Raw genomic sequence first — 24,095 nt, 5'->3', positions numbered from 1 at the left:
AAATCTACGTGGGAAAGCATTTAACTTTGGTATCTATGGGCATGGACGAAGAGGCCGCCGGCGTCGTGCTGCGACGGGGAATCTACGGCTTTCAGGACGCGCAGTTGGCGGGAACGGGCGGAACATGGTAGGCGGGAACCCGTTGGTCGCGATCGACCTGGGCGCTGCAGCGAAATCTGCAAGTCTGTGCGCCAACTCACATTTCGGGACGTATCTTTCCGGTATTTTGAAGATTTTTGCGGTTGTATTCGAACCGCGACGTCAATCCTCCAGACCAATCTTGCGAGACGGCCATTGAGCGTGACAGCAGCGGCGTCAGATGAAACCCTGATTGCCCGGATCGCTCAAGGCGACCGGCTCGCCATGCAGGTGCTGTACGGACGGCACCATGTCAGGGTGTACCGTTTCGGGCTCCGGCTCGTGCGGGACGAGCAGGTCGCGGAAGACCTCATCAGCGAGGTCTTTCTCGACGTGTGGCGTCAGGCCGGCAAGTTCGAGGGCCGTTCTGCCGTCTCCACCTGGCTTCTGGCGATCACGCGGTTCAAGGCCCTGTCGGCACTTCGGCGCCGGAAGGACGTTGAGCTGGAAGACGAGGCCGCGAACGCGATCGAGGATACGTCCGACGATCCGGAGGTCGCGGTCCAGAAGAAGAATACCGGCGAAGCATTGCGCAAGTGCCTGACGGCGCTTTCGCCTGATCACCGGGAGATCGTCGATCTCGTCTACTACCACGAGAAGTCCGTGGAGGAGGTGGCCGAGATCGTCGGAATTCCGGAAAACACCGTCAAGACGCGCCTGTTCTATGCGCGCAAGAAATTGGCCGAACTCCTGAAAGCGGCCGGCATTGAGAGAGGCTGGCCATGATGGCTTTGAGCAAGATGCTGGAGCAAGAGCCCGGAGAGATCGAACTCCTGCTGCCGTGGTACGCCGCCGGCACGCTGAGCGCGCGCGACATGCGCCGGGTCGAGGAGGTGCTTGCCCACGATGCCGATCTCGCCAGGCAGTATGCAGAGATCCAGAAGGAATATGCCGAGACCATCGCGCTGAACGAAAGCCTCGGCGCGCCCTCGATGCGCGCGATGCAGAAGCTGTTCGCGGCGATCGAGGCGGATCCGATGCAAAAGCCTGCCGCGCCGCGCGGCTTCAGCGCGCGGCTGATGGATTTCTTCGACAGCTTGTCGCCGCAGACCTTGGCGTGGACCGTCAGCCTCGGCGCGCTTCTGGTGCTGGCGCAGGCCGGCGTTATCGGCGCCGTGCTGATGCGCTCGCAGACCGCGACCTATCAGACCGCCTCGGTCGAGGACAAGAACGCAGCTCCCGAGCCCGCGAGCAAACCGATGGCCGCGCCACCGCCGCCGAGCGCTGCTGCGCCGGCCCCGGCGGAGCGGACGCCCGAGAGCATGACGCGTTCGCGGATGGCCGAAGCACCGGCCCCGGCCGCTCCGCTGATCCGCGGCCTTGGACCGCAGGTCGCCGGATCGACCGCGCCCGCCTATGCGCTGGTGCGGTTCGCGCCGGATGCGCGCATGGCCGACATCTCCGCGTTGCTCGACAGCTACCAGGCGTTGATCGTCGAGGGCGCCAGAGGCGGCCTGTTCAAGCTGCAACTCGGCGACCGGCCGCTGTCGAAGGCCGAGGCCGACAGCCTGATCGGCCGTCTGGCGCGAGAGAAGATCGTCAGCCTCGCGGTGGCCGCGCAATAGGCCCGCGCCGTCCGAACGTCATTCGGAGGCTCCATGTCGTCCACTTCGCCGCTACAGTTCGCCAGATCGGTCGCGATACTGATTGTCGTCGCAATGCCTGCTTTCGCGGGTGGCGACCTCAGTGCCCATGCCCAGGCGATGATGCGTTCGCCCAACATCAACATCCCGAGCCGGGTGCCAAGCATCAACCCGGGCACCGCGATGCGTGTGCCGCCGCCGACCGGGATGGCCTTGCGCCCGACCTTGCCCAATGCGCGATTTGCACCGAACCTGCAGGCGTCCTGCAACCCGGCGGATCGCAGCGTGTCGGGTGAATGTCTCGACCGCCGGTCGGTGACGGGGGACGGGCAGGGCCGGCAAGCCCAAGGAAGATTGGACAAAGGCAGGTCCGCCAAGGTGACGCAACGGCGCGAGCCTAAGGCTGCGGCCGCTGGCGATCCGCGGGCCGTCGCCAACGAGATCGTCGCCGAGATCGATGACGGTCTCTCGATCGACCAGGCCGACGCGCTGGCGCGCCGCCATGGCCTGCAGCGCATCAGCTCGCAGCGCTTTCCGCTGATCGGTGCCACCATCGGCCTGTTCAGGATCACCGATCGCCGCTCGGTGCAAGCGGTCAGCCGTGCGCTCGCGGCAGATGCCAGGGTGCGTTCGGTGCAGCCGAACTACCGCTATACGCTGCAGCAGCAGAGTGCGCCGCCTGTCGAGGGCGATCCGGCGCAATACGCGCTGGCGAAGCTGCGGCTGCCGGAAGCGCACAGGCTGGCCGAGGGCGCCAACGTCACCATCGCCGTGATCGACTCCGGGGTCGATCTCAAGCACCCGGAATTCGCCGACGCGTCGTTCGACGCGTTCGACGCGCTCGGCGGTGACGAGGGACCGCATGCGCACGGCACGGGCATCGCCGGCGTGATCGTGTCGCACAAGCGGTTGATGGGCAGCGCGCCCTATGCACGCATCATCGCCATCCGCGCCTTCGGCATGGCCAAGAAAGGCGGCGGGCCGGAGAGCAGCTCCTATGTGATCCTGAAGGCGCTGGACTACGCGGCCCTGCACGGCGCGCAGATCGTCAACATGAGCTTCGCCGGCCCGAAAGATGCGGTGATCGAGCGCGCGATCGCGGCCGTCGCTTCCAAGGGCGTCGTGATGGTCGCCGCGGCCGGCAATGCCGGGGCCAAGTCGCCGCCGCTGTATCCTGCGGGCAATCCGAACGTCATCGCCGTCAGTGCGACCGATGACAGGGATCAGTTGCTGCCGGCGTCGAACCGCGGCAATTACATCGCGCTGGCCGCGCCCGGCGCCGAGATCTTCCTGCCGGCGCCGGACGGAAAATATCAGATCATCTCGGGCACCTCGTTTTCCGCGGCCTATGTCAGCGGGCTTGCGGCGCTGGTGCTGGAGCGCAATCCGGCGTTGAAGCCGGAAACGGTGCGGACCGTGCTGACCGGGACCGCGCGCGATCTCGGGACCCCCGGACGCGACGATCTGTTCGGGGCAGGGGAGGCGGATGCGTTGGCGGCGGTCCAGGCCGTGGTCTCGCCGCAGGATGCGCCCGCTGCTGCTGTGCCTTCCGCGGGGCTGCAAACGGAGCCCGCGGCGGCCCGCGAGTTGCGCCCGGCGCCGGCCGCGGTGACCGAGGCATCTCCAGCCGGCGACACGCTTCGGCCGGCGCAGCAATGACGCCAACGTTTTCGTGAACGTTCCGAAATTCTCCCGCTCGTTTTGAACGTGCAGCGGGGCGGTCACGACAGAAAGCATGTGGGAGCGGTGATCCCCTCCCCAAGGCTATATACGGCGCGAGCGCCCATCCACCCCAAGCGCCCATATGGCTCGACCCGTCCGGTTGTCCCCCCGGACGGGTCTTCCATTTCTGGGCCAGGTCAAATCCCGGCGACATTGATATCCGGCAGTGTTCGCCCGCCCGATGGGCACATCTTCGGGTTGTCAGGCGATGTCGTTGGCCGCGCTCGCGTGGCTGCACTAGGCCGGATTCCGAAAAAACACGGAGAAAATTTCCGCGCGACTACGGTTTGGCCGCCAAACAACATGGCATTAGCTAGACTTTGTTAACCTTTTCCACAAAATATTCACGTCACGTTGCGTTGATTCGTGCCGAGTGCGTCCGTCCCCTTATCTCACGGGCTCCCCCATGACACATCGACCGGACGTGACTTGCAGCCGCGAACTGGCTGCACGCTGGTGCGCGCTTGCCGAAAGGCGCCTGGACCATCTGACCGAGCTGTTCCAGAGCGGCCGCTGGCGCCGCTACTACACCGAGCAGTCGCTCCTCGACGATATCCGGCACGCCAAGGCCGCGGTGCAGACCTGGCAGGCGCTATCCCGCGCCGAACCCGAGCAGGTGAGCATCGTGCCGAGCCAGCGGCCGGCTGCGATGGTGGCTGCGCCGCCCGCTCCCGTGCGCCCCGCCGAGCCGGAGCCGATCAAACTCCGTCTCCACGAGAATCATCCCATCGAGCGGCGCCCCATCGCGCTGCCGCCCTCGCTCGAAACCATCCTTGCGGAGTCCGAGATCATCGTCGAGCCCGAGATCGAGCTGGCCGCGGATGATCTGGAACCGGACGACGTCATCGAACCCGACTATGTGGCCGAAGATGCCATCGCGCCGGAGCCGGCCGTCGCGCCGCCCCGCATCGACATGTTCGCCCTGGAGCAGGCTTTGAGCATCGGCATTCAATCCGACGCCGAGTATGACGAGCCGGTGGTCGATCTCGACGCCATCGAGCGCCGCTATCCCGCGCTGGCGGTCGCGTTCTAGGCGCAGGGCGAGCTCCAGACCCACTCCGCATCGCAGCCAAGGGGGCCGCAAGCCGCCCTCAATCTGGTCACTTGATTTCAAGACCGAATGGTCCATATATCGGTGATGAGCCGCCAGACTCCGATGCAGTTGCCGCGTGGGCGCCCGCGAAGTTTCGACATGGACGCCGCTGTCGAGCGGGCAATGGGTGTGTTTTGGTCGCGTGGCTATCACGCGACGGCGCTGCCTGATCTTCTTCGGGCGACGAAGCTCTCGCGTGGCAGCCTCTACGCCGCGTTCGGTGACAAGCACTCGCTGTTCCTGCTCGCGCTTGACCGTTACATCGCCGATGCCCTGGCCCGGATGGATACCGAGCTCGACCCAAGCAGGGAGCCGGTCGACGGCCTGCGGGCCTATCTTGCCGGCTACGTCGACCGCACGCGCGGGGCCAATGGTCGGCGCGGCTGCCTGCTGGTGGCGACAGCCATGGAGCTTGCTGGCCAGGACGCCGAAGTTGGTCGGCGCATCGCGAGTTTCTTCAAGGCCATGGAGGTCCGGGTGGCGGATGCACTGTCCCGCGCGAAGATGGCGGGCAAGCTGGCCGATGGTGTCGAACCTTCGAGTGCCGCGCGAATTCTCGTCTGTTTCGTTGAGGGGCTGCGCGTGGTCGGCAAGACGGGGCCGACGCCGATCACATCGCAAGCCACCGTTGACGCGCTTCTCGACCGCTTCATTCGATAGAGACCGTTGAGCGCCTTGCTTTCGAGTCGCCTATATCTGGACCGATCAGTCCTTAAATGGAGAATGCCATGACCATGGTCCAGATTCTCTGTTCGGTGGCCGTTCCCTTGCTGTGGGGTTATCAGTTCGTCGTCATCAAAGTGGGGGTGACGGAGTTTCCGCCGCTGTTCTTTCTCGCGCTTCGATTTCTGGCCATCGCGCTGCTGCTCGTTCCGTTCGTCAAAAGGCCGACGCGTCGACAGCTCGGTCACATCGCAGTCATTTCCGTTTTCCTGGGCGGCCTGAACTTCGGGCTGTTCTATGTTGGTCTTGGGCTCGGCTCGGGAAGCATGTCTGCCGTCGCCTATCAACTCGCCACGCCCTTCACCGTCCTGTTGGCGTGGCCGCTGCTGGCGGAGAAGCCGTCCCTCTCCACATGCGCTGGAGTAGGGCTTGCATTCGCCGGCGTGGTCGTGCTGGCGGCCGAGCCGGGTCTGACGGCAAACGTGCTCCCGCTGCTGCTGGTGGTTGGCGCAGCCTTCGCATTCGCGGTGTCCAACGTCCTGACCAAGCGCTACGGCCCTTTTGAACCGCTGATGCTGATGGGATGGTCGTCGCTGCTCACCGTGCCGCAAGTCATGGTCATGTCGTCGTTCCTCGAATATGGCCAGGTGGCGAGCCTTGCCGCGGCGGATGAACGCGGATGGCTGGCGCTCGCCTACACGGTCTTCATCGGCGGAATTGTCGGGTTTGGCGTCTGGTTCTGGTTGATCGCCCGCTACTCCATGAGCCGCGTCGCACCGTTCAGCCTGCTGCTTCCGGTGTTCGCCTTGATCTCGAGCGTATTGTTCCTGGACGAGCGGATGACACCGAAGCTGATTGCGGGCGGGCTGCTGGCGATCACCGGCGTCGCGATCACACAAGTGAGGCCGAGCGCTCGGCCGATTTGAAGCGGCGGCTCAGCTTCGTCGCACCGCGTTGCCGCTGACCAAGAGCTGCGCATAACCTTGCGTCCCGTCGCGCGTCAGGTCCGATGTCACCGGCTTGATGTGATCGAGCCCGATCACCGCGCCGCGCGGGGTGCCGGAGATCATGTTGTTGCTGACGAGCGCCGTGCCCGCGCCCGGAACGACGGACACGCCGACGCCCGCGAGCGCATTGCGAATGACGTTGCCGGAGATCACCACGTCCCTGAGATATCGGCCCCAACCGGCGACAATGCCGTAGGACGGGGCATTCTCGACCACGTTGCCGGTCACCGAGGAGTCCGCCTCGACATAGATCCCGATGCCGGCATCGTCGTCAGGTGCTGTGCCGATCGGCCGCTTCGGGATCAGATTGCGGATGATGTTGCCCTGGACCACCGCGATGCGGCCGCCTTCGTTGAAGTTGCAGACGGAGACGCCGAAGGCGGCACCATCCACCGTATTGCCTGAGATGACGGCGCCCTCGAATGCGAACTCCGAGTAGAGCGCGACCTCGCGCACGTCGCTGACGCTGTTGCCGACGATCTGGATGTTCGAGGCCGAGTTGCCGCGCACTGCCGAGTAGTCGCAATTCCTGATGCGGTTGCCGCTGATGATGACGTTGCCGGCGCGAAAGGCGTTGATGGCGTTGCCGTACTGGCCCGAGCCGCCGGGGCCGGCCTTGATGTCCTCGATCCGATTGTCGAGCACCATCGTGCCGTCGTCGCCGATCGCGGTGCGCAGGATCTCGATGCCGTTGTCGCTTGTGCCGTTGATGGTGTTGCGCGACACGATCAGGCCGAGCGCGTCGAACGACACGATGGCGGTGACCGCGATGTCGGTGATCACGTTGCCGCTGACGTCGCCCGAGACCTGCTCGAGCCAGATGCCGCTGCCGCCGGAGCGGGTGATCTCGCAATCGGAGATACGGGCGTCGCGGCTAGCGGCGACATGGAGCAGGCCGCGGCGCTGGGGCAGGGCGATGCCGCCGCCGTCGAGCGACACGCCAGTGACGCCGATGCCGTCAGCGCCTTCTGCTGACAGCATCGACGGGCCGCCGCCGGTGAACACGAGCTTGGTGGCGCCGCGGATGCCGACCAAGTGGCTGCCCCTGGCGAGGCGCAGCATCGAGGTCCTATAGGTGCCTGGCGGCAGCGCCAGCGGCGCCTGCGCGCGGGCGGCCTCGTCGATCGCACGCTGCAGCGCGCGAGTCTGGTCGTCGGGACTGTTGGGCTTGACGCCATACTGTGTGGCGTCGCGCCCGAGCGCGGAGATCAAGGGGGCGACCTGTGCGGCATCCGCCGGCAGGGCCAATGCCCCGGCGGCGCCGGCAGCCGATCCAGCCAGAATGCGGCGGCGATTGACATCCATGGTCAGCGTCTCGCGCAAAAGATGATGTGCGGCCACGACTTAAGCTGAAAGCCTCAAAGCTGATGCTGAGGATGAGCGCCTGCGCCCGGGATTGTTGGCGGTAGGGTTAAATCTTCACGTCAGATCGCCGCTGGCGTGGGGTTGCCCGTCGAACCGGTGAGCCTCTCCCGAGGGAACCAATGGGACTCGCGGACATTGTTCCGGCAATGGATCGGCGAGGAGAGGGTCATGCATCTGTCCAATGAGAGTCTACTGGTTATTCTGTTCGTCGGCATCGTCGCCGGGTGGCTCGCGGGCCGCGTCATGGAGGGCGGCGGTTTCGGCCTGATCGGCGACCTGGTCGTCGGTCTCGTCGGCGCCTTCATCGGCAACTGGCTGTTGCCGCAGCTCGGCATCCATCTGGGCGTCGGACTGGTCGCCGCGATCATCAACGCCTTCATCGGCGCCGTGGTCCTGCTGCTCCTGCTGCGCCTGATCGGCGGGGGATTTGGCGGTCGGCGCCGTTGGAGCATCTGACACAGCGCTGACGGTCAGCGGTCATACGGTCATACCACTATCGACGTCAGCTCGTGCGACAGGTCGCCTGTCGCACGAGCTTGACCAGCTCCATCAGCATGGCTTCGCCGGCATCGACCAGCCCCTCCAGCGTGATGCGCGAACTGCCGTGCGGCAACGCCGAGCCGGCACGCGGCAAGGGAGGAATGTGGATGAAGGCGGCGACCCGCGGCCCTTCGGCGGCCTTGGTCGCCTCGATCGCGCGCCAGCTCAGATAGTTGCAGAGATAGCTGCCGGCATCGCGCGAGGCCCGGGCATCGATGCCGGTGGCGCGCGCCGCGCGCAGCAGCCGCGCCATGTGCGGACCGAACGTCGCCGGATGTGCGCCCGGCGCGATCACGCCCTTGCGCGCGACGTGGCGATCGGCATCGGGGAAGGTCGTGGTGATCGCATTGCGCGCGCGGGTCTCGATGCGCAGGTATGATGTTCGCCCGGCGAGGCCGAACATCAGGAGCGCATGCGGGCGCCGCTCGGCGATCAGGGCGGGCAGCTCGCGATCCACGGTCGCATAGGTCACGTGAAAAATGTGGCTCGTGATGTCGACGTCGTCCAGCGCCGGCCGCCGCAGCTCCGACAACCGCTTCACCAGCGGCATGGTCGGATTGGACGGCGCGCCGGGAAACGGGCCGAAGCCGGTGATCAGGATGCGCGGCCGCTCGCTCATGTCAGCATCTCCGCGAGCTGCTCGGCGGCGAGCGCCGGCGCGACGCGGCCCTCGGCGACGTCGGTCTCCAGCTTCTTCACTTTCGCGCGGACGGACGGATCGGTGCGCAGCCGCGCCATCAGCCGCTGCTCCAGCATGGTCCACATCCATTTCACCTGCTGGTCGCGCCGCCGCGCGGCGAACTCCCCGGAGGCGATCATCGCCTTGCGATGATCCAGGACCTTCTGCCACAGCTCGGCGATGCCCGTGCCTGATATCGCCGAATAGGTCACGACCGGTGGGTGCCAGTGCTCGGAGCGGGGGCTGAGCAGATGCAATGCGCCGCGATAGTCGGCGGCGGTGATGTTGGCGCGCTTGACGTTGTCGCCATCGGCCTTGTTGATCGCGATCATGTCGGCAAGCTCGACCAGGCCCTTCTTGATGCCCTGCAGCTCGTCGCCGCCGCCGGGCAGCATCAGGGCGAGGAAGAAATCGGTCATGTCGCAGACCGTGGTTTCGGACTGGCCGATGCCGACCGTCTCGACCAGGATCACGTCGAAGCCCGCAGCCTCGCACAGCAGCATCGCCTCGCGCGTCTTGGCGGCGACGCCGCCGAGCGTGCCCGACGATGGCGAGGGGCGGATGAAGGCGTGCTCGTGATGCGACAATCGCGCCATCCGCGTCTTGTCGCCCAGGATCGAACCGCCGGTGCGCGCCGACGAGGGGTCGACCGCGAGCACCGCGACCTTGTGGCCCTGTTCGATCAGATACATGCCGAGCGCATCGATCGTGGTGGACTTGCCGACGCCGGGCGAGCCGGTGATGCCGACCCGGATCGCGTGCCCCGTCCGTGGCAGCAGCGCCTGCACCAGCTCCCGCGCGGCGGCCTGGTGGTCGGCGCGGCGGCTCTCGACCAAGGTGATCGCACGCGCCAGCGCCGCGCGGCTGCCGGCGCTGATATCGTCGGCCAAGGCCGTGGTATTTGGCGAAGGAGAACGAGAGGACATGCGCCCGTTATAGCGGATGCGAGCGGCCCGGCCAGCTAGTTCTCCTCCGCATCCCCCTTCGGCCTCGCGCCGCCGAAGATCGCCTGCCCCTCCGCGCTGAGATAGGGCTTCAGCGTTTCCCAGGGCACGAAGGCGACATAATCGCCCTCCGCGTAGGCGCCGACGGCGTAGGGCGGATAGTGGAAGGTGAGGCCCGAGCTCTTGCCGGCCAGCGTCGAGGGCGCGAGCGTGACGGCGCCAATGCCGAGCAGCTTCGGCTCGACGCTCTTCAACCACCACTCGTCAGTGTCGCCGGCGTCGCGCGCCTTCTTCTCTGCCCGCAGCGAGGCGATGATCGCCTTGCTGATCGCGGTCATGGTCGGACCGTTGTCGGCGGTCTCGTTGAAGAACGGGCGGATCGAGATGCGCTTGGCGGCGGCCTTGTCCCAGAGGATGGTGTCGACCGTCCGGTTGGGATGGGCGCCATGCGTGTCCATGTAGTCGTTGCGCAGCACGCTGACATAGCGATCGGCGACGATCGAACGCACCGAATAGTCGCGGCCATAGGTGTAAGGGCCGTCGCGGAACAGTTCCTTGTCCGCCTTGTAGTCCTTGGCGGCGTCCGCGGCCTGCTTGTCCATCCACTTGCGGCCTTCGGCGAGGCAATTCGCGGCGAGCGCCGGATCGGCCTTGATGTCGGCACTTTGCGTGACGCTGGCCTCGGCGGCCTTGGTCTTGATCGCCGCATCGGGCTTGGCTTCGGCGGCGATCGCCGGCGAGAGGGTGAGCAGGCCGAACAGGGCGGCGACAAGCAGTTTGGTAGAACACATGAGACTTGTGATCCGGGTTTGGTTGTCTGTGCGCGCACGTACCGCAAAGGTTCGATCGTGCCCAGATCGAACGCGCGGCGATTGATTACAGCGCGTCAATAGCTCGACGCTCTCAGGAATGGACGCAAGACAAGGTCGAGATTCCGGGTTCAAGGCCTTTGGCCTTGCCCCGGAATGACGGTGGGGTGTGACGCAGTCGGACTACTCCGCCGCCTCGCTGTGGCCGAGGCGCGCATTGAGCTTTTGGATTAGCTCCTCGGCGGCGTCGGCGATGACGGTGCCCGGCGGGAAGATTGCCTCGGCGCCGGCCTTGTAGAGGGCGTCGTAATCCTGCGGCGGCACGACGCCGCCGACGATGATCATGATGTCCTCGCGGCCCTGCTTCTTGAGCGCGGCCTTCAACTCCGGCACTGCGGTGAGATGCGCGGCCGCCAGCGACGAGACGCCGAGAATGTGCACGTCGTTCTCGACCGCCTGCCGCGCCGCCTCGTCGGCGGTGGCGAACAGCGGCCCGATGTCGACGTCGAAGCCGATGTCGGCGAAGGCCGACGCGATCACCTTCTGGCCGCGGTCGTGGCCGTCCTGTCCGATCTTGGCGACCAGGATGCGTGGCCGGCGGCCCTCGGCCTCCTCGAACGCCTCGATCAGCGCCTGCAGCTTCTCGGCTTTGCCGGACATGGCGGCGATCTCCCGCTTGTAGACGCCGGTGATGGACTTGATCTCGGCGCGATGGCGGCCGAACACCTTTTCCATCGCGTCGGAGATCTCGCCGACGGTGGCCTTGGCGCGCGCCGCGTCGATCGCGAGCGCCAGCAGATTGCCGTTGCCGTCGCCGGCCGAGCGCGTGAGCGCCGACAGCGCCGCATCGACCTCGGCCTGCTTGCGCTCGGATTTGAGCCTGGACAGCTTGTCGATCTGCAGCCGGCGCACGGTGGAATTGTCGACCTTGAGCACGTCGAGCGGCGGCTCGTCGGTTGGCCTGAACTTGTTGACGCCGATCACCGACTGGCGGCCGGTGTCGATGCGGGCCTGCGTCTTGGCCGAGGCCTCCTCGATGCGCAGCTTCGGCACGCCGGCCTCGATCGCCTTGGCCATGCCGCCGAGCTCCTCGATCTCCTGGATGTGGCCCCAGGCCTTTGCGGCGAGGTCGCGGGTCAAGCGCTCGACATAGTACGAGCCGCCCCAGGGATCGATGATGCGCGTGGTGCCGCTCTCCTGCTGCAGGAACAATTGCGTGTTCCGGGCGATGCGGGCGGAGAAGTCGGTCGGCAGCGCCAGCGCTTCGTCGAGCGCGTTGGTGTGCAGCGACTGGGTATGGCCTTGCGTTGCTGCCATCGCCTCGACGGCGGTGCGCACGACGTTGTTGTAGACGTCCTGCGCGGTCAGCGACCAGCCCGACGTCTGGCTGTGGGTGCGCAAGGACAGCGAGCGCGGATCCTTCGGGTTGAACGGCTTCAGCAGCTTGGCCCACAACAGCCGCGCGGCGCGCAGCTTGGCGACCTCCATGAAGAAGTTCATGCCGATCGCCCAGAAGAACGACAGCCGTGGTGCGAAACGGTCGACGTCGAGACCCGCGGCGATGCCGGCGCGCAGATATTCGACGCCGTCGGCGAGCGTGTAGGCGAGCTCGAGATCCTGCGTCGCGCCGGCCTCCTGCATGTGGTAGCCGGAGATCGAGATCGAGTTGAACTTCGGCATCTTCTGCGAGGTGAAGGCGAAGATGTCGGAGATGATCCGCATCGAGGGCGACGGCGGATAGATGTAGGTGTTGCGCACCATGAACTCTTTCAGAATGTCGTTCTGAATGGTGCCCGACAATTTCTCCGGCGGCACGCCTTGCTCCTCGGCGGCGACGACGAACAGCGCGAGGATCGGCAGCACGGCGCCGTTCATGGTCATCGACACGCTCATCTGGTCGAGCGGAATGCCGGCGAACAAGGTTCGCATGTCGTAGATCGAGTCGATCGCGACGCCGGCCATGCCGACATCGCCGCCGACGCGCGGATGGTCGGAATCATAGCCGCGATGGGTGGCGAGATCGAATGCGACCGACAGGCCCTTCTGGCCCGCGGCGAGGTTGCGGCGGTAGAACGCGTTGGAATCCTCCGCCGTGGAGAAGCCGGCATATTGCCGGACCGTCCAGGGCTGGTTGACATACATGGTCGGGTAGGGACCGCGCATAAACGGCGCGATGCCCGGCCAGGTGTCGAGGAAGTCGATGCCGGCGAGATCGGCCTCGCCATAGGCCGGCTTCACCGGAATGCCTTCGGGCGTGAGCCACGGCTCGGCTGGGCCTGCGGGAGCCGGCGTGGCCGTGGGCTCGAACGCGATCGCGGTGAAATCGGGAATGCGGCTCATGGCCCGGCGTCCTCGTCTCAATCGTGGTCCGGATGCTGATGGCTGACGATGGTCGCCATCTTCTCCGGTCCATAGTTCTGTTGTGTCGTCTGGCTCGGCAGATTGGCGATCGCGACCACCCAGCCAAGTCGCGACTCCGAGCCATATTGTCGCGTCGGCACCACCCGGTCCGGCCGGTCGAAGCTGCCGGTCATGATCTCGATCCGCGGCCCATCAATACGCCCGAAGCCGAGCGGCGTGCCGCAGGCGGGACAGAAGAAGCGCTCGGCGATCGTGGATGAACGGAACGCGGCGGGCTGACCGCGCGTCCAGGCGAAGTGCTCGCGGTCGATCTCAGCGAACGAGGCGAACGGCGCGCCGGAGGCTTTCTGGCACATCCGGCAATGACAGATGCTGACCTTGTTCGGCGTGGTCTTGAACGCGAAGCGGACGGCACCGCATTGGCAGCCGCCGGTCAGGAGAGGCTTGGTGTCGTCGGTCATGCTCACTCCAGATGCGTATAGGCGTCTTCGAGCGTCTTCAGGGCATCGCCGCCGGCGGACACGAAGCTGCCGATTCCGGCCTCGCGCAGCGCGGCCTCCTGCTCGCCGCCGCGGCCTGCCAGATAGATATGTCGCGCGCCCGCGGCCTGAAGGGCCTTGGCCGCCGGAACCGCGGCGTCGGCATAGACCTTGTCGGACGAGCAGAGGCAGGCAATGGCGGCGCCGGAGGCGCGGAAGGCGGTAGCCAGCGCGGCCGGATCCGAAGCGCCCGCGCCATCGATCGCCGCGATGCCGCCAGCCTCGAAGAAGCTGCGGGCGAAAGTCGCGCGTGCGGTGAAATCGGCGGCGGTGCCGAGATTGGCGAGGAAGATCGAGGGGCGCTGTCCCTGGCTCTTCAACAGGGCGTCGGAGCGATCACGCAGCGTCTCGAACCCGTCTGCGAGACGGATGGGCGCGAGCGCCGTGAAGGTGAGCGCAGCCTTGGCTGTCGCCTGCGGAGCCAGCGGTGCAACCGCTTCGACCGCGACCTCGGCCTCGTTGAGATTTGGAAACTCGCTGGCGCCGGTCAGCACGTCGCGACGCCTGGCGATGTTGGCATTCCGCGCCGCCTTCACCGCGGCGACCTTGGACTGGATCAGCCCAGCCCGCAAGGCAGCTACGACGCCACCGGCTTTTTCGATCTCCTGGAACAGTGCCCAGGCGGTAACGCACAACTCGCTGGTCAGCGCCTCGATGCCGCCGGCGCCGGCGGAGGGATCGGCGACGCGGGCGAGATTGCTCTCCTCCAGCAGCACCAATTGCGTGTTGCGGGCGACACGGCGCGCGAACGCGTCGGGCAGGCCGAGTGCGGCCGTGTGCGGCAGCACCGTCACGGCGTTGGCGCCGCCCAATCCCGCCGCGAACGTCGCAATGGTTGCGCGCAGCATGTTCACGTAAGGGTCGCGCCGGGTGAGCATGCGCCAGGCTGTCTCGCCCGAGATGAAGAGCGGCTTCGGTGCCAGCCCGCACGCTTCCTCGATGCGCGCCCACAGCCGCCGCAGGCTGCGGAATTTTGCCAGCGTGAGAAACTGATCGGTGTCGGCGGCGAGCCGGCCATAGATCATGCCGCGCGCGGTCTCGAGCGCGATGCCTTCGGCTTCGAGCGCCCGCAGATAGGTGACACCAGAGGCGAGCACGAAAGCGAGCTCCTGCGCCTCCGATCCGCCGGCGTCGTGCACGACCCGGCCGTCCGCGGCGAAGAACGGGCCTTTGAAGCCGGCCTCGTGCAGTTGCTTGACCAGCGCGGCCGAGTTGCCGCCGAGCATCGATGCGTCATGTGAGCTTGCGCCGCGACTGGCAGCATCCCCGATCGGATCGAGGCCGAATCGGATGTCGCAGCCAGCGGCCTCGACGCCGCGCTGCTTGACGTAGTCGGCGAGAAGCGAGGCGGGCGAGACCGATTCACCGAGCTGCAATTCGATTGCAATCGCAGCATCGAGATGCACGCCGTCGAGCGCGCGCGCCACTGCGTCGGCGCTGGCGGCGAGGCCGAAGCCGTGTGCGGCATTCGACCCGGCGAACACCAGCGACAAGCCGGTCGCGCCGTTCTCGAGGTCGATCAGCGCCTGCGCATTGGCCTTGGCCGGATCGGGATGATCGACGCGCTGCATGATCTGCCATGGCGCCGATGCTGAGCGGCCTGCGACCGGCGCGGCATGCTTGGCGCGCGGATAGATCGGCTGGATCTGGAGCCCGTCATAGGTCTTGCCGACCAGCTTCTCGAAAGCCGCGCCCTTCAGCACGCCATCGACCAGCTTGCGCCAGTCCGCTTCGCTGGCCGGAGCAAAATCGGCAGCCAGTCGCAGATCGTCGGTCTCGGTCGTCATGTCGGCACGCGTCTCCCGGGGCGTCTGTTATCGCGATTGTTGTGGCGCAAAATGCCACGTCAGGGGGGCCAAGCCAAACGGTTGTTTGGCCGGAGACGTCAGCTATTCGGCTGGCAGCGGCCGGATTCCGTCGCGCGAAACGGCGCGCAGGGCCTCATCGACGCGGCGGCCGGCAATCTGTCGCGCCGGCACGATCTCGGCCAGCGGCACCAGCACGAAGCCGCGTTCGAACAGCCGGGGGTGTGGCAGCGTGAGATCGGGCGTGTCGATCGCGAAATCGTCATAGGCGATCAGATCGAGATCCAGCGTCCGCGGACCCCACCGCGTCTCCTGCGCGCGATTGCGGCCGAACATGCGCTCGACCTGGTGCAGAATGCCGAGCAGCGGCCGTGGGGGCATCGCGGTCGCGATCTCGATGCAGGCATTGATGAAAGGCGGCTGCTGCTCCTCGCCCCATGGCGGAGTGATGTAGTCGGACGACCGCGCGACAAGCGCCGCCGAGGCGCGCGCACAGATCTCCGGAATGGCGCGCCGGAACGTCGCCCTGACGTCGCCGACATTGCCGCCGAGAGCAATCAGCGCGCTCGCCATTGCCGTCATGGATGCCGCGAGCGCGTCAGCACGACGCCGACATCCTCGAAGATGGCGGCGATCGGCGCATGCGGCTTATGCACCGTGACCTTCACGGCGCGAATGCGGGCGAAGGTCGACAGGATCGCATCGGCCACCGCGCCGGCCGCGCGCTCGAGCAGGCGGTAGTTGACGTCCTTGAACGCCGCGGTCGCGGTCTCCACCACGTCGGAATAGGACACGGTGTCGGCGAGGCGGTCGCTGCGCGAGGAGTCGGACAGATCGGTGTAGAGCTCGAGATCGATGACGAAGCGCTGGCCGACCTCGCTCTCATGCTCCATCACGCCATGACGCGCGTGGATGAGAACGCCCTTGATGAAGATCGTGTCGGTCATCCCAGTGCCTCGATTGCCGCGGCCACGCGCACGGCCTGAACCGTCTCGGCGACGTCATGCGCCCGGATGATTGCAGCACCGCGCCGAGCCGCAATCAAATGCGCCGCGATCGAGCCGCCGAGCCGCTCCTGCGGCTCCGACGCGACCACGGTGCTGATGAAACGTTTTCGCGACGCGCCGACCAGCAGCGGCAGCCCGAAGCGCGCGAATGCGTCGAGTCGCGCCAGCGCGGTCATGCTCTGCTGCGCCGTCTTGCCGAAGCCGATGCCGGGATCGAGCACGATGTTACCAATGGGGATGCCGGCCTTGGCGGCGATGTCGAGCGAGCGCGCGAAGAAGCCCAGCATGTCTTCGATGATGTCGATCTCCGGATCGACGGCAGCGCGGTTGTGCATCACCACGACCGGCGCGCCATGCGCCGCGACGACCGCGGCCATCGCGGGATCGCGCTGCAGACCCCACACATCGTTGGCGATCGCAGCACCATGGTTCAGCGCGTAGTCTACAACTTGAGATTTCATGCTGTCGATCGACACGGGGACGCCGAGTGCGACGATCGCGGGCAGGATCGGCTGCAGGCGCGCCAGTTCCTCCTCGGCCGTGACCGGCACCGCGCCCTTGTAGGGCCGGGTGGACTCGGCACCGATGTCGATGATGTCGGCGCCGGCCGCGATCATGCGCTCGGCCTGCGCGATTGCCCGCTCCGGTGCATCGAAACGGCCGCCATCCGAGAACGAATCCGGCGTGACGTTCAGGATGCCCATCACCGCCGGGAATGGACGCGCCAGCCACGGCCGCAGCAGCGGGTGGCTCGACGTGAGGTCCGAGGCGGAGTGCGGCGAAATGGCGCTCATGGGCGCCGCTTTGCGCGGTTGCCACCGTCAAGTCAAGGTGTCGCGCCGCACAAGCGCGGTCAATCTAGAGGCTGGTCAATAGCTGATCTTCGGCTCCAGCCGGCGCGCCTTTTCGATGAGCTGGCCGACCGACTTCTCCGACGGCAGGATGCGAACCAGCTTCCGCCGGGTGTTCACTTCCTTGATGTTCTGCGCCAGGCGGGCGGGGTTGCGGTGCGCCAGCTCGCGCACGGTGGGCACGCCGGCCGCGCGGACGAGGCAGACCTTGGCCTTGCCCATGCCGGGAATGCGCATGTAGTCGGCGGAATTTGCCCAATCGAGCAGTTGCTGCTCGCTGATGCCGGTCGTGGCGGCAAGCGCCTTGCGCCCTTTCACGGTCCGGGCGGCTTCGAGAAATGCGTCGGTGGTGCGGATGCCTAGAGCTTTCAGCTTGGCAGCATAGAAGGCCGTCATGCCTTCGAGTTCGGTGATCGGATATGTCATGATGCTCGGCGCGCGCGAAGGTGCTTCAGGTGATCTGGCCCAGGCGGTTGGGCTTTGGGCAACCGGCTCAGGCCGGGTGTGCCTGTCGCGATCGTGCCAACTGATCCGCTTCGGTTTGGTCGCGGCCGAATTTGAAAAGTTCACCGGCGGATCGCTGCTGCTCCCGTCGTTGCCGTCCATTGTCGCTGAGGAGGTCGGGCTCGGTGCCGATGATTTCAGCCACGACTCTACCGATGCCGGCCGTTCTGGCCAGCGGCTCAATCAACTCGTTCATGTGAACCCCGTATCATCCGGTCCCCCAAGACCGAACGTCCTCTCGCTGAATTCATCTTGATCGGACGATCCGTGAATTACAAGCGAGGAGCCGGCCCGGTGCGCGAATCGATTCGTGATCGACGATGAACTGTTGCAGCGATGCAAGACCAGATGTTGAATCCACGGCTCAAACCTGCGTATCCCGCAGCACCAATGTTAAGAAGAGTGCGTGTCGTGCGAAGAGGTAAGGCAGCCTGACCCTAGTTCCCATTCGCGAAACTCAACTATGTTACTGCACGAGATGCTCCGCTCCACGTGCGATGCGAAACAATCACTCTCGAAAGATGGATCATCATGGCACCATCCGGAAAATCCCTGGCTGATACCGACGACAAGATCTTCGTGGGAGCCGGTGAGCAGCCGGCCTGGTTGACGCTTGCGCTCGCCAATCGCCACGGCCTGGTCACCGGTGCAACCGGCACCGGCAAGACCGTCTCGCTGCAGGTGATGGCCGAAGGTTTTGCTCGTGCAGGTGTTCCGGTCTTCGCCTCCGACATCAAGGGTGACCTTTCGGGCATCTCGCAAACCGGCGAAGCGAAGGACTTCATCATCAAGCGCGCGACCGAACTCGGGCTCACCTATCAGCCCGATCAGTTCTCGACGGTATTTTGGGATGTGTTCGGCGAGCAGGGCCATCCGGTGCGCGCCACCGTCACCGAGATGGGGCCGCTGCTGCTCGCGCGGATGCTCGACCTCAACGATGTCCAGGAGGGCGTGCTCAACGTCGCGTTCCGCGTGGCCGACGAGAACGGCCTCGCCCTGATCGACATGAAGGATCTGCGCGCGCTGCTCGATGCCATCATTCCGGAGGCCGGCAAGAAAGGCGCTGATGCCGACGCCGATCCGCTGGCGCCGATCCGGAAGGCTGCGCAATCGTTCGGCAACGTCACGCGCGCCACCGTCGGCACCATCCAGCGGCAGTTGCTCGTGCTCGAGAACCAGGGCGGCACGAAGTTCTTCGGCGAGCCGGCGCTGATGCTCACCGACTTCATGAAGACCGACCGCGACGGCCGCGGCATGATCAACATCCTCGTTGCCGACAGGCTGCTGGAGAGCCCGCGACTCTACGCGACGTTCCTGCTGTGGATGCTGTCCGAGCTGTTCGAGGAGCTGCCGGAGGTCGGCGATCTCGCCAAGCCCAAGCTGGTCTTCTTCTTCGACGAGGCGCACCTCTTGTTCAACGATGCGCCGAAGGCGCTGATGGACAAGATCGAGCAGGTGGTGCGGCTGATCCGGTCGAAGGGCGTCGGCGTCTATTTCGTCACGCAGAATCCGCTCGATGTTCCGGACCGGGTGCTCGGGCAATTGGGCAATCGCGTGCAGCACGCGCTGCGCGCCTTCACGCCGCGCGATCAGAAGGCGGTGGCCGCCGCCGCCGACACCTTCCGCCCCAATCCCAAGCTGGACACCGCCAAGGTGATCACCGAGCTCGGCAAGGGCGAGGCGCTGGTTTCGTTCCTGGAGGGCAACGGCACGCCGGCGATGGTGGAGCGCGTCCTGATCCGGCCGCCGTCGGCGCGGATCGGGTCGGTGACCCCGGAGGAGCGCAAGGCGGTCATCGCTGCGAGCCCGGTCAAGGGCAAATACGATACCGCGATCGACGCCGAGTCCGCCTATGAGCTGCTGCAGAAGCGGATCAGCGGAACCGCCGTGACGACGGAAGCCTCGTCCGGCAGCGTGCTCGGCAAGATCGGCGACATCGCCGCGACGATCTTCGGCACCAACGTCAAGCGCGGCCAGCTCTCGACGACACAGGTGATTGCGCGCAACGTCGCCCGCTCGGTCTCCGACAAGGTGGTGGGCGGGATTGCGGCCGATCTCGGCAAGCAGGTCGGCGGCTCCTTGGGCAGTTCGATCGGCCGCTCTTTGGTGCGCGGCGCGCTTGGGGGATTGCTGCGGCGATGATCCAGGCAGCGCTCTCCTTCGGCGCGATGCTCTCGCCGCGGGAGGCTGGCCCGGACCGCGCAACGGAGCTACAAGCGGGCCGATCGTCGTCAATTGCTAAAGGGGTCTCGTGGCCATGGCCAATGCGCAGCTTCAATCCGTTCTCGATCACATCGATGCTGATTTCGACAACAGCCTTGACCGGCTGTTTCAGCTGATCCGCATCAAGTCGATCTCGGCCGATCCGGCCTTCACTGAGGATTGCAAGGCGGCGGCCGACCACCTCGCCAAGGATCTTGCGACGCTCGGCTTTGCGACCGAGGTGCGGCCGACCGCCGGTCATCCCGCCGTGGTCGGCAAGAGCAACGGCCATGGCGCCGCCAGGCCGCATGTCCTGTTCTACGGTCATTACGACGTGCAGCCGGTCGATCCGCTCGAATTGTGGCACCGGCCGCCGTTCGAGCCTGTCGTCGCCGATCACGCCGACGGCCGCAAGATCATCGTCGCGCGCGGCGCCGAGGACGACAAGGGCCAACTGATGACCTTCGTCGAGGCCTGCCGCGCCTGGAAGAAGGTGACGGGCGCGCTACCGCTCGACGTCACCGTGGTGATCGAAGGCGAGGAGGAGGTCGGCTCGAAGAACTTCGTGCCGTTCCTCGAAGCCAACAAGGACGAGTTCAAGGCCGACTTCGCGCTGGTCTGCGACACCGGCATGTGGGACCCGAACACGCCGGCGATCACGACCTCGTTGCGCGGTCTGCTCTATGAAGAGGTGAAGATCAAGGCCGCCAATCGCGACCTGCATTCGGGCGTGTTCGGCGGCGGCGCGCGCAATCCGATCCGGGTGCTGACGGAAATTCTCGGCGGTCTGTTCGACGCCGACGGCCGCATCACCATTCCCGGCTTCTATGACGGCGTGAAGGACGTTCCGCCTGAGGTTCTGGAGCAGTGGAAGAAGCTGAACCTCACTCCCGAAAGTTTCCTCAAGCCGATCGGATTGTCGATCCCCGCAGGCGAGAAGGATCGTCTGCTGATCGAGCAGATCTCGTCGCGGCCGACCTGTGACATCAACGGCATCTGGGGCGGCTATATCGGTGAGGGCTCGAAGACCGTGATCCCGTCGCTGGCCCATGCGAAGGTCTCGTTCCGGCTCGTCGAGGGCCAGGACCCGCTGAAGATCCGCAAGGCGTTCCGCGACTACGTGTCGGCGCGCATCCCCGGCGACTGCTCGGTCGAGTTCGGCGATCATTCCGCAGGTGCCGCGATCGCGCTCGACTGGACCATGAAGCCGCTGGCGGCTGCCAAGCAGGCGCTGACCGAGGAGTGGGGCAAGGAGACCATCCTGATGGGCTCGGGCGCCTCGATCCCGATCGTCACCGACTTCAAGAAGACGCTCGGTCTCGATTCACTGCTGGTCGGCTTCGGTCTCGACGACGACAACATCCATTCGCCGAATGAGAAGTACGACCTCAAGAGCTACCACAAGGGCATCCGCTCCTGGGCCCGCATCCTCGCTGCGCTCGCGGAGATGCCGCGGTAGATCCGCTGGCCCTCGCATGTGTCCGTAGCCGGCATGAGCGAAGCGACATGCGGGAGCAACGCGGCAGCGCGTGAGATCCCGCATGTCGCTTCGCTCATCCGGGCTACGACTGCGACGGCGCTGATTGTTTGCACGACGAGGCTGAACTCACGCTGCGCTGGCGACCGACTTCGCAGCGAGATCGCCGCCGGCGATTTTGCGCAGCGCTGCGAGGTTGGCTTCGGCCGAGGCCAACCGCCAGCAGGATTTCCCGCTCGATTTCGCTTCATACAACGCGGCGTCCGCCGCGAACAGCAGGGCTTCCGGATCGGTGCCGTGCTCGGGCGCGACGGCGATGCCGATACTGATGCCGATCTGGACATGCGCACCACCCGGCATGACCATCGGGGCGGCCATCACCTCGATGATCCGCTCGCCGAGCGCCAGTGCGTGATCGATCGCCGGATCGCCGGCGAGCACCACGAATTCGTCGCCGCCGATCCGGGCGATGACGTCGTCCGGAGAGGCGGTCCGCCGTAGCGTGTTGGCGACGATCTTCAGCAGCTCGTCGCCTGCGGCGTGACCGAAGGTGTCGTTGACCGGCTTGAAGCCATCGAGATCGAGATACAGGACGGCGAAGCTCCGGTCGCCGCCGGCCTGGTCCGTGAGCCTGCTCTGCAGCGCGTCGATCAGGCCGGCGCGGTTGGACAGGCCCGTGAGCGGATCGCGCCGCGCCCGCTCGTCGCTCTCGCGTTTGGACTGCATGACCGCCACCAGCATCTTGTTGAGCCGGAACGCCGCGCCGGTCATCGCGAGGAAGTAGACCGGCATCTGCAGATACATCGCGAACAACAGCGGCTCATGCGACGTCGCGACGCCCGGGATCACCGGGCCGATGCTGAACAGGATCATGGTGCCGACGAGGCGCGGCGCGCTGAAATTACGAAAGCAGATGCCGCCCACCATGGCGGCCGACGAGATGCAGGTGAGTGACGCGGCGACCCAGTCGCCCGACGCCAGGCTGATGCCGACGCCGAAGCCGACGCTGGCGCTCCAGGCCACCGACAGCAGGATGTGGATGTCGGTCGGCGTCGTTAGCCGCTCGCGCGCGCGGCGGTAGGCAATGATCATCACGATCAGCCGCGACAGGCAGATTACGACTTCCATCACGAACCATGTGATGAAGAGGGCGGTCGGCGTGCGCAGCGCAAGCGCCGCGGCGACCGCCACGGTGTTGATGGCGCCGCCGGCGAAAACCGACCAGCAGCCGTACAGCTCACCCGTCAATGCGAGTCGGATATCTGATGACACCGGATATCCCGGGTCGGCCAGCCAGCGCGTCACGCGCCAGCGTGGCAAACTGAACGCCAAACCATCACCCCGCATTTCAATACCTCCGCGGGGTTGCAATAAGCGCGATGGCACTTAACAGGCGTTTAGAGAGGTATCGGCGTCTCGCTGCATGCTTGATGCACGGTAAAAATTTACTCCACGTGGTATGCGCAGCTAACAGCGAAGAGAAGTTGAATTCTCAGCCCGAGGTTCTCGCGCGCGCACGTTCTTCGGTGACTGGCGCGACCTCCACCGTCGCGTTGCCGAGCGCGCGGTCGCGCTCGAATACGAGACGGACGCGCTGCCCGACCGGTGTGAGGCCGATCAGGTTGCGAACCTGCGTGGCGCTGCGCACCGGCATGTCGTTCGCCTTCACGATGATGTCACCCTTGCGCAGTCCCGCGCGTTCGGCCGGCGAGCCCACGGTGACGTCGGCGACGCGCGCGCCCTGAATCCGGCCATCGGCCGGCGCATCCAGGTCGAGCAGGGTCACGCCGATACGCCCGCGGTCGACGCGCCCGTTGGCGACCAGTTGCTCCATCACCCGCCGCGCCATGTTGATCGGCACGGCGAAACCGATGCCGACATTGCCGCCGCCGGGCGAGATGATCGCGGTGTTGATGCCGACCAGCTCGCCGCGCAGATTGATCAGCGCGCCGCCGGAATTGCCGGGATTGATCGCCGCGTCGGTCTGGATGAAATCCTCGTAGCCCTGCTTGCCGAGGCCGGTCCGCCCGAGCGCGCTCACGAGACCCGAGGTGACGGTCTGGCCAAGACCGAACGGGTTGCCGACGGCGATCACGAAGTCGCCGACCTCGAGCGCATCACTGTCGCCAAGCGCGATGGTCTTGAGGTCGAGGGGGTCCCTGATCTGCAGCAGCGCGATATCGGTGGCGGGATCGCGCCCGACCAGGCGGGCGGCGAATTTGCGGCCATCCTTGGTGCGGATCTGCGCTGTCGTGACGTGCTCGACGACGTGATTGGCGGTCATGACGTAGCCGCGCTGCGCATCGACGATGACGCCCGAGCCGGTGGCGCTGATCTGCTTCTCGACCTGCTTGGGGACGTCGAAAAACTCGCGGAAGAGCGGGTCCTGGTAGAGTGGGTTGTCCTGGCGGACCTTGCCTTCGACCGAGATGTTGACGACGGCCGGCGTCACCTCCTTCACCAGCGGCGCGAGCGTCGGCACCCGGCCGAGCTTGAGATCGGGAATTTGGGCCAGGGTGGGCCCGGTCATCAGGCAAAACAGGATGGCAGGCGCCAGGACGGCCCGAAGAGAAGGCGGAAGCTGCATCGTGATCCCCAACAAGCGCGATCAGGTTCTTTTGGCGACGACAGAGCTGGGAAAGCAGCCGGCCCGGTTCAAGAGCCGCACTGGCAATCGTTCCCCGAGAGTGCCAAAAAATTTGCGTGACCCTCTTGAACGAAAAGTTCGGCTTTCCTAGGTCGTTGCTCGCCCGGGGGCCGGATGGACCCGAGGCTTATGACATCGCTGATCTGTAAAGGAGGATGT

23 protein-coding genes are annotated in these 24,095 nt (G+C 65.9%); 10 read left to right on the top strand and 13 right to left on the bottom strand.

The window, feature by feature from the left end; all coding sequences use genetic code 11:
- Window positions 1–294: 294 nt before the first annotated feature.
- From QX070_RS25385 to QX070_RS25360, 6 genes are all read left to right on the top strand, one after another.
- Window positions 295–864, top strand: coding sequence for a sigma-70 family RNA polymerase sigma factor (locus tag QX070_RS25385; RefSeq protein ID WP_008961196.1), 570 nt, complete (start codon window positions 295–297; stop codon window positions 862–864).
- Window positions 861–1,703, top strand: coding sequence for a hypothetical protein (locus QX070_RS25380; RefSeq protein ID WP_315739889.1), 843 nt, complete (start codon window positions 861–863; stop codon window positions 1,701–1,703). The genes QX070_RS25385 and QX070_RS25380 overlap by 4 nt, the downstream gene beginning before the upstream one ends.
- A gap of 33 nt (window positions 1,704–1,736) precedes the next feature.
- The gene (locus QX070_RS25375; protein ID WP_315739888.1) at window positions 1,737–3,380 is read left to right on the top strand and encodes a S8 family serine peptidase; all 1,644 of its coding nucleotides are present in this window, start codon (window positions 1,737–1,739) and stop codon (window positions 3,378–3,380) included.
- Window positions 3,381–3,849: 469 nt separating this feature from the next.
- A complete protein-coding gene (locus QX070_RS25370) occupies window positions 3,850–4,476 on the top strand; it encodes a TIGR03809 family protein (RefSeq protein WP_315739887.1) in 627 nt (208 codons plus the stop codon).
- Between the two features lie 123 nt (window positions 4,477–4,599).
- Window positions 4,600–5,196 carry a TetR/AcrR family transcriptional regulator gene (locus QX070_RS25365; RefSeq protein WP_315739935.1) on the top strand — a complete coding sequence of 199 codons (597 nt, stop codon included), beginning with the start codon at window positions 4,600–4,602 and terminating at the stop codon, window positions 5,194–5,196.
- A gap of 68 nt (window positions 5,197–5,264) precedes the next feature.
- Window positions 5,265–6,125, top strand: coding sequence for a DMT family transporter (locus tag QX070_RS25360; protein WP_315739886.1), 861 nt, complete (start codon window positions 5,265–5,267; stop codon window positions 6,123–6,125).
- A gap of 9 nt (window positions 6,126–6,134) precedes the next feature.
- On the opposite strand, the gene QX070_RS25355 is transcribed toward QX070_RS25360, so the two are convergent.
- The gene (locus tag QX070_RS25355) at window positions 6,135–7,511 is read right to left on the bottom strand and encodes a TIGR03808 family TAT-translocated repetitive protein (RefSeq protein ID WP_315739885.1); all 1,377 of its coding nucleotides are present in this window, start codon (window positions 7,509–7,511) and stop codon (window positions 6,135–6,137) included.
- A 228-nt stretch (window positions 7,512–7,739) separates the two neighbouring features.
- On the opposite strand from QX070_RS25355, the gene QX070_RS25350 reads away from it, so the two are divergent.
- On the top strand, window positions 7,740–8,027 hold the full coding sequence (locus tag QX070_RS25350) for a GlsB/YeaQ/YmgE family stress response membrane protein (RefSeq protein WP_315739884.1): 288 nt from the start codon (window positions 7,740–7,742) through the stop codon (window positions 8,025–8,027).
- Window positions 8,028–8,073: 46 nt separating this feature from the next.
- Here the strand turns inward: QX070_RS25350 and QX070_RS25345 are convergent, their stop codons facing one another.
- The 10 genes from QX070_RS25345 to QX070_RS25300 form a co-directional block, all read right to left on the bottom strand.
- Window positions 8,074–8,730 (bottom strand): pyroglutamyl-peptidase I, encoded by a 657-nt coding sequence (locus tag QX070_RS25345; protein WP_315739883.1) that lies wholly within the window; start codon window positions 8,728–8,730, stop codon window positions 8,074–8,076.
- On the bottom strand, window positions 8,727–9,716 hold the full coding sequence (gene meaB, locus QX070_RS25340) for a methylmalonyl Co-A mutase-associated GTPase MeaB (RefSeq protein ID WP_315739882.1): 990 nt from the start codon (window positions 9,714–9,716) through the stop codon (window positions 8,727–8,729). The genes QX070_RS25345 and meaB overlap by 4 nt, the downstream gene beginning before the upstream one ends.
- A gap of 35 nt (window positions 9,717–9,751) precedes the next feature.
- Window positions 9,752–10,525 carry an RsiV family protein gene (locus QX070_RS25335; protein ID WP_315739881.1) on the bottom strand — a complete coding sequence of 258 codons (774 nt, stop codon included), beginning with the start codon at window positions 10,523–10,525 and terminating at the stop codon, window positions 9,752–9,754.
- Window positions 10,526–10,726: 201 nt separating this feature from the next.
- Window positions 10,727–12,883: a methylmalonyl-CoA mutase gene (gene scpA / locus QX070_RS25330; protein ID WP_315739880.1), complete on the bottom strand. Its 2,157-nt coding sequence runs from the start codon at window positions 12,881–12,883 to the stop codon at window positions 10,727–10,729.
- Window positions 12,884–12,900: 17 nt separating this feature from the next.
- Window positions 12,901–13,365, bottom strand: coding sequence for a GFA family protein (locus QX070_RS25325; protein ID WP_315716096.1), 465 nt, complete (start codon window positions 13,363–13,365; stop codon window positions 12,901–12,903).
- A gap of 2 nt (window positions 13,366–13,367) precedes the next feature.
- Window positions 13,368–15,230, bottom strand: coding sequence for a methylmalonyl-CoA mutase subunit beta (locus QX070_RS25320; protein ID WP_315739879.1), 1,863 nt, complete (start codon window positions 15,228–15,230; stop codon window positions 13,368–13,370).
- 102 nt (window positions 15,231–15,332) lie between these two features.
- The gene (gene folK, locus QX070_RS25315) at window positions 15,333–15,821 is read right to left on the bottom strand and encodes a 2-amino-4-hydroxy-6-hydroxymethyldihydropteridine diphosphokinase (protein ID WP_315739934.1); all 489 of its coding nucleotides are present in this window, start codon (window positions 15,819–15,821) and stop codon (window positions 15,333–15,335) included.
- Window positions 15,822–15,826: 5 nt separating this feature from the next.
- Entirely contained in the window at window positions 15,827–16,195 is a 369-nt protein-coding gene (gene folB / locus QX070_RS25310) for a dihydroneopterin aldolase (protein WP_009028138.1), read from the bottom strand.
- Window positions 16,192–17,049 carry a dihydropteroate synthase gene (gene folP / locus QX070_RS25305; RefSeq protein WP_315739878.1) on the bottom strand — a complete coding sequence of 286 codons (858 nt, stop codon included), beginning with the start codon at window positions 17,047–17,049 and terminating at the stop codon, window positions 16,192–16,194. Before folP ends, folB begins: the two co-directional genes overlap by 4 nt.
- Window positions 17,050–17,124: 75 nt before the next feature.
- Complete coding sequence (locus QX070_RS25300; RefSeq protein WP_315739877.1) at window positions 17,125–17,532, bottom strand: DUF4332 domain-containing protein; 408 nt, start codon at window positions 17,530–17,532, stop codon at window positions 17,125–17,127.
- Between QX070_RS25300 and QX070_RS25295 the strand changes: the two genes are divergently transcribed.
- The 3 genes from QX070_RS25295 to QX070_RS25285 all read left to right on the top strand — a co-directional run bounded on the left by QX070_RS25295 (window position 17,531) and on the right by QX070_RS25285 (window position 21,271).
- A complete protein-coding gene (locus tag QX070_RS25295) occupies window positions 17,531–17,866 on the top strand; it encodes a hypothetical protein (protein WP_315739876.1) in 336 nt (111 codons plus the stop codon). The genes QX070_RS25300 and QX070_RS25295 overlap by 2 nt on opposite strands.
- Before the next feature lie 275 nt (window positions 17,867–18,141).
- The gene (locus tag QX070_RS25290; protein WP_315739875.1) at window positions 18,142–19,752 is read left to right on the top strand and encodes a helicase HerA-like domain-containing protein; all 1,611 of its coding nucleotides are present in this window, start codon (window positions 18,142–18,144) and stop codon (window positions 19,750–19,752) included.
- Window positions 19,753–19,867: 115 nt separating this feature from the next.
- Complete coding sequence (locus tag QX070_RS25285) at window positions 19,868–21,271, top strand: M20/M25/M40 family metallo-hydrolase (protein ID WP_315739874.1); 1,404 nt, start codon at window positions 19,868–19,870, stop codon at window positions 21,269–21,271.
- Between the two features lie 147 nt (window positions 21,272–21,418).
- Here QX070_RS25285 and QX070_RS25280 read toward each other — a convergent pair whose 3' ends face one another.
- Both QX070_RS25280 and QX070_RS25275 read right to left on the bottom strand, forming a co-directional pair.
- Window positions 21,419–22,636: a GGDEF domain-containing protein gene (locus tag QX070_RS25280; protein WP_315739873.1), complete on the bottom strand. Its 1,218-nt coding sequence runs from the start codon at window positions 22,634–22,636 to the stop codon at window positions 21,419–21,421.
- Window positions 22,637–22,781: 145 nt separating this feature from the next.
- Window positions 22,782–23,876 (bottom strand): trypsin-like peptidase domain-containing protein, encoded by a 1,095-nt coding sequence (locus QX070_RS25275; protein ID WP_315739872.1) that lies wholly within the window; start codon window positions 23,874–23,876, stop codon window positions 22,782–22,784.
- Window positions 23,877–24,095: the final 219 nt, after the last annotated feature.

This window comes from Bradyrhizobium sp. SZCCHNR1093 (assembly GCF_032381175.1).
Lineage (GTDB): Bacteria > Pseudomonadota > Alphaproteobacteria > Rhizobiales > Xanthobacteraceae > Bradyrhizobium.
Note: the sequence above shows the minus strand (reverse complement) of the source record. Positions and strands in the feature narration are given on the sequence as shown.

Bases quoted from the DNA above. Each gene is read 5' to 3' on its own strand.
- QX070_RS25350 (WP_315739884.1), top strand. From the start codon at position 7,740: ATGCATCTGTCCAATGAGAGTCTACTGGTTATTCTGTTCGTCGGCATC.
- meaB (WP_315739882.1), bottom strand. From the start codon at position 9,716: ATGTCCTCTCGTTCTCCTTCGCCAAATACCACGGCCTTGGCCGACGAT.
- QX070_RS25275 (WP_315739872.1), bottom strand. From the start codon at position 23,876: ATGCAGCTTCCGCCTTCTCTTCGGGCCGTCCTGGCGCCTGCCATCCTG.
- folP (WP_315739878.1), bottom strand. From the start codon at position 17,049: ATGAGCGCCATTTCGCCGCACTCCGCCTCGGACCTCACGTCGAGCCAC.
- QX070_RS25360 (WP_315739886.1), top strand. From the start codon at position 5,265: ATGACCATGGTCCAGATTCTCTGTTCGGTGGCCGTTCCCTTGCTGTGG.
- QX070_RS25285 (WP_315739874.1), top strand. From the start codon at position 19,868: ATGGCCAATGCGCAGCTTCAATCCGTTCTCGATCACATCGATGCTGAT.
- folK (WP_315739934.1), bottom strand. From the start codon at position 15,821: ATGGCGAGCGCGCTGATTGCTCTCGGCGGCAATGTCGGCGACGTCAGG.
- QX070_RS25295 (WP_315739876.1), top strand. From the start codon at position 17,531: ATGATGCTCGGCGCGCGCGAAGGTGCTTCAGGTGATCTGGCCCAGGCG.
- folB (WP_009028138.1), bottom strand. From the start codon at position 16,195: ATGACCGACACGATCTTCATCAAGGGCGTTCTCATCCACGCGCGTCAT.
- scpA (WP_315739880.1), bottom strand. From the start codon at position 12,883: ATGAGCCGCATTCCCGATTTCACCGCGATCGCGTTCGAGCCCACGGCC.
- QX070_RS25380 (WP_315739889.1), top strand. From the start codon at position 861: ATGATGGCTTTGAGCAAGATGCTGGAGCAAGAGCCCGGAGAGATCGAA.
- QX070_RS25355 (WP_315739885.1), bottom strand. From the start codon at position 7,511: ATGGATGTCAATCGCCGCCGCATTCTGGCTGGATCGGCTGCCGGCGCC.
- QX070_RS25345 (WP_315739883.1), bottom strand. From the start codon at position 8,730: ATGAGCGAGCGGCCGCGCATCCTGATCACCGGCTTCGGCCCGTTTCCC.
- QX070_RS25280 (WP_315739873.1), bottom strand. From the start codon at position 22,636: ATGCGGGGTGATGGTTTGGCGTTCAGTTTGCCACGCTGGCGCGTGACG.
- QX070_RS25320 (WP_315739879.1), bottom strand. From the start codon at position 15,230: ATGACGACCGAGACCGACGATCTGCGACTGGCTGCCGATTTTGCTCCG.
- QX070_RS25375 (WP_315739888.1), top strand. From the start codon at position 1,737: ATGTCGTCCACTTCGCCGCTACAGTTCGCCAGATCGGTCGCGATACTG.
- QX070_RS25290 (WP_315739875.1), top strand. From the start codon at position 18,142: ATGGCACCATCCGGAAAATCCCTGGCTGATACCGACGACAAGATCTTC.
- QX070_RS25325 (WP_315716096.1), bottom strand. From the start codon at position 13,365: ATGACCGACGACACCAAGCCTCTCCTGACCGGCGGCTGCCAATGCGGT.
- QX070_RS25370 (WP_315739887.1), top strand. From the start codon at position 3,850: ATGACACATCGACCGGACGTGACTTGCAGCCGCGAACTGGCTGCACGC.
- QX070_RS25335 (WP_315739881.1), bottom strand. From the start codon at position 10,525: ATGTGTTCTACCAAACTGCTTGTCGCCGCCCTGTTCGGCCTGCTCACC.
- QX070_RS25300 (WP_315739877.1), bottom strand. From the start codon at position 17,532: ATGACATATCCGATCACCGAACTCGAAGGCATGACGGCCTTCTATGCT.
- QX070_RS25365 (WP_315739935.1), top strand. From the start codon at position 4,600: ATGCAGTTGCCGCGTGGGCGCCCGCGAAGTTTCGACATGGACGCCGCT.